This window comes from Lysobacter niastensis, assembly GCF_015453285.1.
Classification (GTDB): domain Bacteria; phylum Pseudomonadota; class Gammaproteobacteria; order Xanthomonadales; family Xanthomonadaceae; genus Lysobacter_J; species Lysobacter_J niastensis.
In genome coordinates this window covers 179,320-190,246 of record NZ_JADLZT010000008.1, presented here as the reverse complement: position 1 = coordinate 190,246, position 10,927 = coordinate 179,320, and the positions used below count along the sequence as shown (strand labels likewise).

Genomic DNA, 10,927 nt, shown 5'->3' with positions numbered 1-10,927 from the left:
CACCCCCGCCGCCGTTGCCGCAGGTCGATCCCGAGTACCGCGCCTCGGCCACCGTGTCACCGTTCGGCACCAGTTGCGACGGACAGACCGTCAACGGCACGGTCTTCATTGGCGCCGAGGTCGAGCCGCACCTGGCGGTCGATCCGCGCGACCCCAACCGCATGATCGGCGTGTGGCAGCAGGACCGCTGGTCGAACGGTTCGGCACGCGGCATCGTCGCCGGCGTATCGCGTGACGGCGGCGTCAGCTGGGAGCGCCAGCCGTTGCGCGTGTCCCGCTGCGGCGGGGGCAACGCCACCAACGGCGGCGACTATGCCCGCGTCACCGACCCGTGGGTGACGATCTCGCCCAACGGCGTGGCGTATGCGATGGCCCTGTCCACCACCGGCGCGTCGTTCTCACCGGGCTCGGTCAACGCGATGCTCGTCGTCCGCTCGGCCGATGGCGGCAACGTCTGGAGCACGCCAACGACGCTGATCCAGGACGGCGCCGGATTCTTCAACGACAAGAACACGATCACCGCCGATCCCGTCGACTCCGATTTCGTGTACGCGGTATGGGATCGCCTGCTGGCCAACGACGCTGGCGGGCCAACGTACTTCAGCCGCACCACCAACGGCGGCTTCAGCTGGGAACCGGCACGCGCGATCTACGACCCGGGCACGAACAGCCAGACCATCGGCAACCTGATCGTCGTGACTCCCGACGGCACGCTGGTCAACGTGTTCACCCAGCTCGACGGCACCGGCGCCAACCAGAATGCGTCGGTGGCGGTCATCCGCTCGACCAACCGCGGGCTCAACTGGTCGGCCCCGGTGCGCGTCGCAGACCAGCTGGCGATCGGCGCCCGCGACCCCGACACCGGCACGCTGATCCGCGACGGCTCGCTGCTGCCGCAGGCGGCGGTGGACCCGCGCAACGGTGACATCTACGTGGTCTGGCAGGACGCGCGTTTCAGCGCGGGCGCGGTCGACGCCATCGCGCTGTCGCGCTCGACCGACGATGGCCTGACCTGGTCGGCACCGGTGCGCGTGAACAACACCGTCACCACCACGCAGGCCTTCACGCCTAGCGTGCACGTGTTGGCCAACGGCACGCTCGGCGTCACCTACTACGACCTTCGCGCCAACACGACCGACACGAACGTGCTGCAGACCGAATACTGGCTCGCGCGCTCGATCGACGGTGGCGTCAACTGGGTCGAAACCCGCGTTGCCAATGTGTTCGACCTGGATACCGCGCCCAATGCCGGCGGCTACTTCCTCGGCGACTACCAGGCACTGCGGAGCCGCGGCAACGTGTTCGTGCCGTTCTACGTGAAGACCAGCAGCGGCGACACCAACAACCGTACCGACGTTTTCGCGGCTCCGGCCGTGTCGGCGACCGGCCCGGCTCCAGCTGCGACTGTCGTGGGCGCGGCTTCTGCAGGCACGATTGCCGCGCAGGCACTCGCGCCGGAACCGATGGTCACCCCTGCCTGGCGACAGCGCATCGCGGCCAACGCGGCAATGCGCCGCCAGGACGGCATGGTGCGCGAGGCGCCGCGGTTGCGCGTCGCGGACCTCCTATTCCAGCGCCCGCCGAAACAGTGACCAAGTGACCGTGCGAGTCCTTTCATGACCATCACCAACACGCAGTCCGGCACCAACGTCCACGAGATCGCCGACGGCATCTTCCGCATCAACACGCCGGTGGCGCTGCCGGGCGACGTCGGCTTCTCGTTCAACCAGTACCTGATCGTCGACGACGAGCCGCTGCTGTTCCACACCGGCCTGCGCCAGCTGTTCCCGCTCGTCAGCGAAGCCATGGCGCACGTGATACCGGTGACGCGGCTGCGGCACGTGGCGTTCTCCCATGTGGAAGCCGACGAATGTGGCGCACTGAACCAATGGCTGGCCGCCGCACCGCACGCCGCGCCGCTGTGCGGAAGCGTGGCAGCGCTCGTATCGATCTCCGATCTCGCCGACCGGGCGCCGCGCGCTCTGGGCGACGGCGAAGCCGTGACCCTGGGCCGCCACACCGTGCGCTGGCATGATGCGCCGCACCTGCCGCACGGCTGGGAGTGCGGCTTCATCAGCGAGGACAGCACCCGCACGCTGATGTGCGGCGACCTGCTCACGCAGCCCGGCGCCGGACGCGTCCCGGTCACCGAAAGCGATGTCCTGGAACCGGCGGAAGCGTTCCGCATGGCGATGGACTACTTCTCGCACACGCCACACGCCGGCGCGCTGCTCGAAAAACTGGCTCAAACCAAGCCCACGACACTGGCGTGCATGCACGGCAGCGCCTGGCGCGGCGATGGCGCCGCCGTACTGCGCGCACTGGCCGAACGCTGGTCGAGTTGACGCGACAGCGCGTCAGTCGCCGTCCGCACTGAGCTTGCGGTGCATGCTGTGGTAGTCGGCGAGGTACTTGCGGCCCAGCCGCTGCTTCTGTGTGGCGCTGAGGATCTTGCCCGACATCTGGAAGAACTTGCTTTCCTCCTCGCGCAGGTGGTGGTGCACCTGCTTGGACAAGGCCTTTGCAGTGTTCATCCAGCCGCGATCGCCAGGCCGTCCTTCGCGCAGCTTCTCGACCAGCTCGTCGATCTCGTGGTGCTCGTGCAGGGCATGGCGCGACGAGTTCAGGCCGCGATCGTCCATCAGCATCGGCACGTACAGGAAGCGCTCTTCCGCCGCCTCGTGAGCAGCCAGTTCGATGCGCAACTCGCGGAACAGGTCGATGCGGCGCTGGTCGTGCGGCTGCGTGCGCAGCAGCCTGCGGCACAGCGAGCGCTGGCGTTCGTGACTCTCGCGCAGGGCGTCATGGATCATGCGGGCACCTCCAGCTGCGAGACTAACCACAGGCCTGGCTACGACGCGTCAACGCGAGCCGGCCTATGAAAGTCAGACATTTCCGGCGTTGCGCTCCAGCGTGCGTTTCATCGCCACCATAGCCTGCTCGACCATCGCGTCGATCTGCGGTTTAAGCTCGTTGGGCAAGAGGTCCGCGATCCAGACCAGCCGCGTTCCGCCATCTTCGGTGAAGGCCTGAACCGACGCGTTGTGGTGACGGAAAGGCTCGCCCAGCACCGACCACGCCACGCGCCGATGCTCGTCATCAACGTCCACGATCAGCTCGCGCACGGTCATGCCGTTGGCGAACGTCACCTCGCGCACGTCGCCTTCGAGGCGGCAATCGGTGACGAAGCCCTGCACCAGCCGTTCGTGCAAGCGGCCGACGTCGCGCAGCGCATCCCACACGCTCGCCGGTTCAGCCGCCACGCGGATTTCCCGTCGTATCGACGCCATGCTGCCTCTCCTTGCCGTTCAGATACCGCAGGCAAGCGTAATGCGGACGCAGTCAATTCATTGCGATGGCCGCCGCCAGCGCGCGGCGTCGATGACGCCATCCAGGTCGATGGCGAGGCGCTCGAAGCAATGCGCCAGCGCCAGCGGCGACAGCGCGAGTTCTGCGGCGTCGCCTGAGGCAACGGGCTCGGTGAGCCGGGCCAGCAATCGCAACTGATCGCGCACCTGTAGCAATTCGAGGTGCGCATTCTCGGTGAGCAGGTAACCCGATGCGCCGTTCGCGACGCCATGTGTTACACGCGTTTCCTTTCGCATGTGTGACTCCATCAACAGTCGACGCAGTCGACTTGCATGATGGTATGCCACCCTATAATTTGGCTCTGTCAACCATCGAAATTTGGCCCGTTGCTAGCGAGCCCAACGCAACAATGGCCTGCGCTTTTTTTTCATTGGCCGACGGGGATTGAATGCCGACGACGCACGCTGCTTTCGCGCGCCGCCTCAACCAGGCGCTGGACCATGTTGGCTTCACCAAGGGCCGCGGGAGAACCACCGCGCTCGCCTGCCAGCACGACGTCAGCCGCGAAACCTCACGCAAATGGCTTGGCGGACTCGCACTGCCCGAACTGGAACGCATCATCGCCTTGGCCACGCAGACCGGCGTCGCCATCGAATGGCTGATCACCGGACGCGGCGCCATGGTGCTGGACGGACTTTCCGTGCGCGAGGCCGCGCCGTTCCCCTACGCCAGCGCAGATCAGCGCAAGCTGATCGATCTGTTTGCCCGGCTGTCGCCGAAGCGGCGGCGGGCACTGCTGGAGTTGCTCGGCAGCGCGTAAGCTCCGTGCGCATGAGGCACAAGACACCCCTGCTGCTTGCGTTGCTGGCCGGTACGACGGCTTACTTCGGCCTGCATTGGCCGGGTGCACGCGATGCACGCGGGGATAGCCGCGATGGCTCGACAGCACGCGCCGCGCCGGCTGCAGCGTCTCCCGATTCGGGGCGCGCACGATCCTCGCAGATGTTGCGTACCGCGCATTACGCGATCACATCGACCGCCACCCGCGCGCAGACCGCACAGGTGGCCGCCGCGGTGGAGCATCTGCACGACGCGTATTCGGCGTTCTTCCGCGACGCGATCCCGCCCAATGCCGGTGCGACCGGTCTGCAGCTGGTGCTCTATCGCGACCGCGCCGAGTTCCAGTCGCGCAGCCGCAGCAGTCCGTGGGCCGAGGCGTATTACCTGCAGCCGGTCTGCCACGCCTATTACGCCGATGGCGCGAATCCTTACCACTGGATGCTGCACGAGGCGACGCACCAGCTCAATCGCGAACTTGCAGGCTTCCCCCGTGCGGTGTGGATCGACGAAGGCCTGGCCAGCTACTTCGGCGCGAGTCGCATCGAGAATGGCGTGCTGAAGCCCGGCACCATCGACGTCGGCGCCTATCCCATCTGGTGGCTGCCGGAACTGGCACTCAGCGGCGACCTGCAGGACGACCTGCGCAAGGGCCGGATCCTGTCGCTGCATGAAATCATCACCAGCCGCCGTGGCGACATCGGCCGCAGCGTGAACCCGCACTACATCGGCTACTGGAGCCTGACCCACTTCCTGTTCGAGTACCGCGATGGCCACTACGCAGCGGCCTACCGCCAGCTGATTGCACGCGGCGGTTCGCTTGACGATTTCGAACGTCTGATTGGTCCGGTCGAACGCGTCCAGGGCGAGTGGTACGCCTACCTGCAGCAGCGCATCGGCGAAGTCCGCGCCGGACGCTAGCGGCGATCCAGCACGATCCCCACGCGGTGATGTCGTCCAAGCCTTGAGACCGGCGATCTGCTCGCGGAGGAGTGGGAGCGCACCGGTCGTCTGTGCTACTTGTAGGCCACGCCCGCGCTTGCCGGGCCACCGAGCGGTATCACCTCGGTACGGCTGAAGCCGGCTTCGCGGCACCAGCGGTCGAAGTCCGCGCCGGTGAAGTCGAACGCGTCGCCGAACTCGATCAGCATGTTGAGCGACATCATCAGGCCGAACGCATTCTCGCGGCGTGCGTCGTCGATCAGGTTCTCGACGACGACGAAGGCCCCTCCCGGCGGCAGCGCATCAAAGGCGGCGCGGATCAGGTGACGCTTCTTCTCCAGGTTCCAGTCGTGGAGGATCATGCCCATCGTGATCACGTCGGCCTTCGGCAACGGCGCAGCGAAGAAGTCCACCGGTTGTGCGCTGACGCGATCGCTCAATCCCGCCTCGGCGATCTTGCGCGTGGCAATCGCCGTGACCTCCGGCAGGTCGCCGGAGATGCAGCGCATGTGCGGGTGCGCGCGAGCCACGATCATCGACAGCTGGCCGGTGGCGCCGCCGACGTCGCACAGCGTCTGGTAGCGCGAGAAGTCGAACTTCTCGGCGAAGGACTGGAAGTTGCCGGCGGAGATGCCAGTCATCGCGTCCATGAACTGTTCGAGCCGCTCCGGCTTGCTGTAAAGCTCGGCGAACATCGGCGCGCCGGAGTGCTTGACCTCGTTCTGCGGCTGCCCGGTGCGCAGCGCCTCGCCGAGGTCGCCCCAGAACGGGTACAGCCGCGCGTTGGCCATTTCCAGGAATCCGCCCAGGAACTGCGGGCTGCTGCGGTCGAGGAACAGCGCGGTCTCGGCGGTGTTGCGGTAGCGGGCGCCGGGGCCGTCGCCGTCGCGTTCGAGGAACCCCAGCGCCAGCAGCGCGTCGAAGAAATCCGGGTTGGCGCGCGGATGCAGCGACAGGGCCTGCTGCAGTTCGGCACCGGTCAGCGCGCGGCTGCCGAGCGTCGTGAACACGCCCAGCTCCACCGCCGCCAGCAATACCTTGGCGGGCCAGAAGCCCATGCCGACCTGCATGATCCTGGCGGGAGTGGGCGTGCTCATGTCGGCTCCGGAGGTTGTCTGGGGTCCCGGGCGAACCGGGCTCCTGATCGAACGTTGGCGGCACAGGCGGGCGGTCGCGGCGCGGGTGCACCCTGCGGCGATCCCTCTTGCCATCTACGATCTACGTAGAGCTATGATGAACTGGCATCGACGCTCCAGGGAGCATGGCCATGGACAGGCACGCCAACCGGCATACGAATCGCGACCCGGACCCGGCACGCCACACCGGCACGGAACAATCCGGCATCGCGAAGTGGCTGTGCATCGCGGCGCTGGCCGCAGGCGCCGGCTGGAATACGTGGAATGTCGCGACCACGGCCGCGCGCGGCGAAAGCCCGCTGGTGCCGTTCGTGGCCGCGGTGCTGATGACGATGGTGGCGCTGGTGGCGTGGCGGCGTTGGCCGTAGCGGCCGGCTGATGCCGCGGCATGGCTCTGTCCACCGGGCGGCGATACGATGCCGCCATCCGCACTCGCAGGGCCACCCCATGCTTCGCGGCCTCATGCTCATCGTCGGCGCAGCCATCGCCGTCTACGTCTGCTATCTCGCCTTGCTGTTCCTGCAGCAGCGCTCGGTCATGTTTCCGGGTTCCACGACGGATGCATTCGGCGTGGGCCTGACCCCGCCCGAGCGCTCGGAAACCGTGCTGATCCCGGCTTCGTTCGGCAACGTGCAGGGTGTCCTGCTGCCGGCCCGCACCGACCGCCGTCGCGCACCGGCGGTGCTGTACTTCCACGGCAACGCCGAGTTCGTCGACGACAGCCTCCACATGCTCGAACCCCTCACCGCGATGGGCGTGCACGTGTTGGCGATCGAGTACCCCGGCTACGCCGGCAGCGCCGGTAGCCCCTCGCAGGAATCGCTGGACGAAGCCGCGCGCGCGGGCTACGACTGGCTCGCGCGGCGGCCCGATGTCGATCCTGCGCGCATCGCGGCGATCGGCCGTTCGATCGGAACCGGCCCAGCCTCCGCGTTGAGCCGGCAACGCCCCGTGCGCGCACTGGTGCTGCTGGCGCCATTCGCCTCGATCGATGACTTCGCTCGTTCACTGGGTGCGCCGGCCTTCATCGCGCGCGATCGTTACGACAACGTCGCGCGGCTGCGCGGCTTCCGGCGGCCCGTGCTGATCTTCCATGGCCGCAGCGACGAGGTCATTCCATACCGCCACAGCGAAATCCTGCTGAAGGCCGCCCCCGACGCCACGCTGGTGCCACTGGAATGCGGGCACAACGATTGCCCGTTCTTCACGCCTCCCTCCATGCAACGCCTCCGGCAGTTCTTCACACAGGCGGGGATGTTCGAAGCGGGCACCAACTGAACCGTTGCTCAGCGTTCAGGCGATTGTGCCGGCGCGTTCACCGCGGCGGCGATACGTTCCCGTCGCCCGCACAACGTGCCCGCAGGAAGGAGGCTTCATGAAGAAGACCACATCGAAGAAGGCTGTACTGCTCGCGATCCCGCTCGCCGCCATCGCATTCGCGGCGACGCCGGCCCTGGCTGGCGACAAGGACAAGCCCGCGCACGCCCAGGACCACAAGGGTCACGACAACGGCAAGCACAAGGGCTGGGAGAAGCAGGCCTGGAAGCGTGGCGAACGCATCCCGATCGCGTATATCGAGCCGCGCTATTACGTCGACGACTACCGCGTCTACCGCCTGCACGCACCGCCGGCCGGCTACCGCTGGGTGCGCCCGATGGACGACCGTTACCTGCTGGTCGATGTCGCCTCCGGACTGATCACCGAGGCACTGGGCTACTGAGCATGCGCCTGTCCGCTCGCGCGGACCGGCTCGCTTCCGGTTCTCGAGGGGCCCCTTCACGGGGCCCCTTTCTAGTACTCGCGCCATGCGCGCCGCACGGGCCTATCCTATGCATCCCCTGCATGCCGCGGTGCCGCCATGGCCACGCCCGAGTTCGACCCCGACGACAACTTCGACCACACCTTCGGCCACGAGTCCGACGTCGATGAGGAGGCCGCGCAGGAAGCGCTGGTCTGGCAGTTGCTGCTGCTGATCAATCCCGGCGACGAGGACTCCGCGATGCAGCAGTTCGCCGCCTATCAGGATGCCCAGTCCAATGCCGGCGAAGAGGGCGATCCGGTCTGGCTGCTGCGCGATGCGATCGACTGGAAGGCGGGCTTCTTCGTCGCCGAGGACGATCCGCACGCGCTGATCGACAGCCTCGACGAACTGGCCGCGCGCTTCAACCTGCACATCGAATGGGACCTGGACGACGACGAAGACCTCGACGACGTCGAAGTTCCCTCGCTGATCAACCGCGCTTACGACCGCCTGCGCGAGTACCACTACACCCTGTGGACGTGGGAAACCGGTAGCGAGGACCATGCCGGTTGGATCACGCGCCAGCACGACGACGAGGCGCTGCGCCTGGTCGCCGGCGCCCTGGGGTTCCACGTGCGCACCGGCGCCGGGTGATGCGGCATCACCCGGGCCTGCGATAGCCCTTGCCGGTCAGCGACAACACCAGGCCGGCGAAACCCGCCGCCGCGATCACCAGCGCCGGCGTGCCCGCGCCCGACGTGCCCGCCAGCGCCAGGGGCTTCATCGCGGCGATGACATGGTGGGCGGCGTAGTGCAGCACCAGCAGCAGGTACATCAGCGGCAACAGTGCCCGGTAGCGGAGCAGCACGACGAGTGACACCAGGGCGAGCAGCCATTGCTCCAGTCCCATGCGCGCCATCAGTCCGACGATGTTCTGTGCCGCTCCCGGTGGATAGGTGTCGAGCGGCATCGTGGATATCGACTGCGCGCCGCCGTCGGCGGACAGGATGTGCAGCAGGCTGATCGCCAGCTTCATCAGCACTATCGGCACGAACAGCCACAGCGCGAGCACATGGCCGCGGAATCCGTTGTCGGCGCGTGCCGGGAATAACCGGTACAGCATGGCAGCCCCCTGCCCGAACGGGCGATGCGGAGAAGCATCCGGCCAATGCGCCCGGCGTGTCCACCGGCCATGAGTCCCCATGACTTCGGGATAACACGCCATGGCCTGCGCCTTTCGCGCGATGCGTTGACCGGGAGGCTCCTTCGTCGAATGAACACCCCGCATGCAACGCCCGGCCCTGCTCGCCGTCTGCCTGATGCTGTCCGCGTGCATCTACGTGCCGACGCGGCAGAAGGCTGCGCAGGGCCTGCCGGCGACTCCGGACCAGGCCTCGTTCCTTTACGACGACGGCGCGACCCTGGCACAGGCACGCGCCAAGTTCGGCCCACCGACGCTGGACCTGCGCGACATCAACGTCGCGGTGTGGTCGTGGCGTACCAGCGGCGACCTGTGGATCTATGCCCTGCCTTCCGCATCGACTGGCGAGAACGACGATTACCGCAACTACAGCCTGATGGTGGCCTACGCGGACGACGGGCGCGTGCTGACCCATCTGCTGGAAAAGCGATCCGCATGGGATACCGCCAGCGAGCAGGCGCGCAAATGGCACGCCCGGATCAAAGGATCGCTGCTGGCGGCGTCGCCTCCGGGAACCCATGCCTACGGACTGATTCACGTGTACATGCCCGGACGCAGCTGCGCGCACGGCACGGTCGACATCCTGCTCGACGGCGAGCGCATCGCCGAACTCGGCCATGACGCCGCCATCGTGACCCGGGCGACACCCGCCCGCCACGAACTGACCGCGCGCATCGGCGACCTCGCGTTCGGCATGCCCCTGCAGCTGACGGTCGATGCCACTCGCCCCACCTACGTGCGCGTGTGCAGTCCGAACCTGCTGTTCCAGCCGTGGAAGGTCGTGCAGGCCAAGCCCGCGGGCACGCTCGGCGGAGCGGACGTGTTGCGCGTGGTCGATGCGGCGCGCGCCGCGTCCGAGATGCCCGCGTTGCCTTGAACGCCGGCACGGATGAATGCGATTCGCGCGCTTTGCCGCGCGCAAACAAAACCGCCGGCCGACGGAGCCGGCCAGCGGTTCGATGACAGATCGTGGGATCTGCTTCACCTTAAGGATGATCAGGTACTCGTCTGAGCGGTCCTCGTCTGAACTCCCATTCCTCCCTAAGGCGCGCGTAGTTTATTGGGCCATGCCGAATGGCACGGTGATGGCTCACCTCGTGATCGTTGATACACGCCTAACGTTTTCGTTAAGCGAATAGCCGGATTCATCACTGCCACGTCAACGTCTGCATCGAATTGGCAATGCCATAACACACGTGCGGATAACGTCGATGCATCCCCCGAAGAAGAAGGCAATGCCATGGCTTCCATCGAAACCGTGATGACGCGCGATCCGGTCAGCTGCCACGTCGATACGCCACTGCCCGAAGTGGCGGCGATGATGCTGTCGAACGACTGTGGCCAGATTCCCGTCGTCGATGCCGAAGGCCGACCGCTGGGCGTCATTACCGACCGCGACATCGTCGTTCGCGTCATCGCCAATGGCGGCAATCCCGCTACAGGCACCGCCGCGGATGCGATGACCTCGCCAGCCAAGACCGTCAGCACCAAGACCACGCTGACCGACTGCGTCCACATGATGGAAGAAGCGCAGATCCGTCGCGTTCCGGTGGTCGACGATCGCGGCCACCTGATCGGCATCGTCGCCACCGCCGACGTCGCGCTGTCCGGCAAGCGCCGCGCCATCGCCGACGTGATGGAGGAGGTGTCGGCCCCGGCTGCACACCGCGCCGAGACCAGGGCGCCGATGCGCCACTGAGCTGACACCGGGCACACCGGCTGCACACATTTCACAGAGTGTCCCGGGCGTAGGCTCGGGGC

The 10,927-nt window shown here is 66.9% G+C and carries 15 protein-coding genes; 10 read left to right on the top strand and 5 right to left on the bottom strand.

Going from position 1 to position 10,927, the window contains the following annotated elements; genetic code table 11:
- Positions 1-1,592: sialidase family protein (locus tag IU514_RS15250; RefSeq protein ID WP_194931994.1), on the top strand; the 1,592-nt coding region annotated here is incomplete at its 5' end.
- Between the two features lie 24 nt (positions 1,593-1,616).
- Entirely contained in the window at positions 1,617-2,345 is a 729-nt protein-coding gene (locus tag IU514_RS15245; RefSeq protein WP_194931993.1) for an oxygen-binding di-iron domain-containing protein, read from the top strand.
- A gap of 12 nt (positions 2,346-2,357) precedes the next feature.
- On the opposite strand, the gene IU514_RS15240 is transcribed toward IU514_RS15245, so the two are convergent.
- The 3 genes from IU514_RS15240 to IU514_RS15230 form a co-directional block, all read right to left on the bottom strand.
- Positions 2,358-2,813, bottom strand: a complete 456-nt coding sequence (locus IU514_RS15240; RefSeq protein ID WP_194931992.1) for a hemerythrin domain-containing protein — start codon at positions 2,811-2,813, stop codon at positions 2,358-2,360.
- Between the two features lie 72 nt (positions 2,814-2,885).
- Positions 2,886-3,290 carry an SRPBCC family protein gene (locus IU514_RS15235; protein WP_194931991.1) on the bottom strand — a complete coding sequence of 135 codons (405 nt, stop codon included), beginning with the start codon at positions 3,288-3,290 and terminating at the stop codon, positions 2,886-2,888.
- A 57-nt stretch (positions 3,291-3,347) separates the two neighbouring features.
- Complete coding sequence (locus IU514_RS15230; protein WP_194931990.1) at positions 3,348-3,605, bottom strand: XAC0095 family protein; 258 nt, start codon at positions 3,603-3,605, stop codon at positions 3,348-3,350.
- A 152-nt stretch (positions 3,606-3,757) separates the two neighbouring features.
- On the opposite strand from IU514_RS15230, the gene IU514_RS15225 reads away from it, so the two are divergent.
- Positions 3,758-4,129 carry a helix-turn-helix domain-containing protein gene (locus tag IU514_RS15225; RefSeq protein WP_194931989.1) on the top strand — a complete coding sequence of 124 codons (372 nt, stop codon included), beginning with the start codon at positions 3,758-3,760 and terminating at the stop codon, positions 4,127-4,129.
- An 11-nt stretch (positions 4,130-4,140) separates the two neighbouring features.
- Positions 4,141-5,067 carry a DUF1570 domain-containing protein gene (locus tag IU514_RS15220; RefSeq protein WP_194931988.1) on the top strand — a complete coding sequence of 309 codons (927 nt, stop codon included), beginning with the start codon at positions 4,141-4,143 and terminating at the stop codon, positions 5,065-5,067.
- A gap of 95 nt (positions 5,068-5,162) precedes the next feature.
- Here the strand turns inward: IU514_RS15220 and IU514_RS15215 are convergent, their stop codons facing one another.
- Complete coding sequence (locus tag IU514_RS15215; protein ID WP_194931987.1) at positions 5,163-6,185, bottom strand: methyltransferase; 1,023 nt, start codon at positions 6,183-6,185, stop codon at positions 5,163-5,165.
- A gap of 170 nt (positions 6,186-6,355) precedes the next feature.
- Between IU514_RS15215 and IU514_RS15210 the strand changes: the two genes are divergently transcribed.
- The 4 genes from IU514_RS15210 (at position 6,356) to IU514_RS15195 (ending at position 8,619) form a co-directional block, all read left to right on the top strand.
- Complete coding sequence (locus IU514_RS15210) at positions 6,356-6,592, top strand: hypothetical protein (RefSeq protein WP_194931986.1); 237 nt, start codon at positions 6,356-6,358, stop codon at positions 6,590-6,592.
- 79 nt (positions 6,593-6,671) lie between these two features.
- Positions 6,672-7,502: an alpha/beta hydrolase gene (locus IU514_RS15205; RefSeq protein ID WP_194931985.1), complete on the top strand. Its 831-nt coding sequence runs from the start codon at positions 6,672-6,674 to the stop codon at positions 7,500-7,502.
- A 97-nt stretch (positions 7,503-7,599) separates the two neighbouring features.
- Complete coding sequence (locus IU514_RS15200) at positions 7,600-7,944, top strand: RcnB family protein (protein ID WP_194931984.1); 345 nt, start codon at positions 7,600-7,602, stop codon at positions 7,942-7,944.
- Between the two features lie 138 nt (positions 7,945-8,082).
- Positions 8,083-8,619: a DUF6630 family protein gene (locus tag IU514_RS15195; protein WP_194931983.1), complete on the top strand. Its 537-nt coding sequence runs from the start codon at positions 8,083-8,085 to the stop codon at positions 8,617-8,619.
- A gap of 7 nt (positions 8,620-8,626) precedes the next feature.
- Here the strand turns inward: IU514_RS15195 and IU514_RS15190 are convergent, their stop codons facing one another.
- Positions 8,627-9,088: a hypothetical protein gene (locus IU514_RS15190; protein ID WP_194931982.1), complete on the bottom strand. Its 462-nt coding sequence runs from the start codon at positions 9,086-9,088 to the stop codon at positions 8,627-8,629.
- A 163-nt stretch (positions 9,089-9,251) separates the two neighbouring features.
- Here IU514_RS15190 and IU514_RS15185 point away from each other — a divergent pair, with 163 nt between their 5' ends.
- Together IU514_RS15185 and IU514_RS15180 are read left to right on the top strand one after the other, a co-directional pair.
- Entirely contained in the window at positions 9,252-10,043 is a 792-nt protein-coding gene (locus tag IU514_RS15185) for a hypothetical protein (protein WP_194931981.1), read from the top strand.
- 363 nt (positions 10,044-10,406) lie between these two features.
- Positions 10,407-10,865, top strand: coding sequence for a CBS domain-containing protein (locus IU514_RS15180; RefSeq protein WP_228760769.1), 459 nt, complete (start codon positions 10,407-10,409; stop codon positions 10,863-10,865).
- Positions 10,866-10,927: the final 62 nt, after the last annotated feature.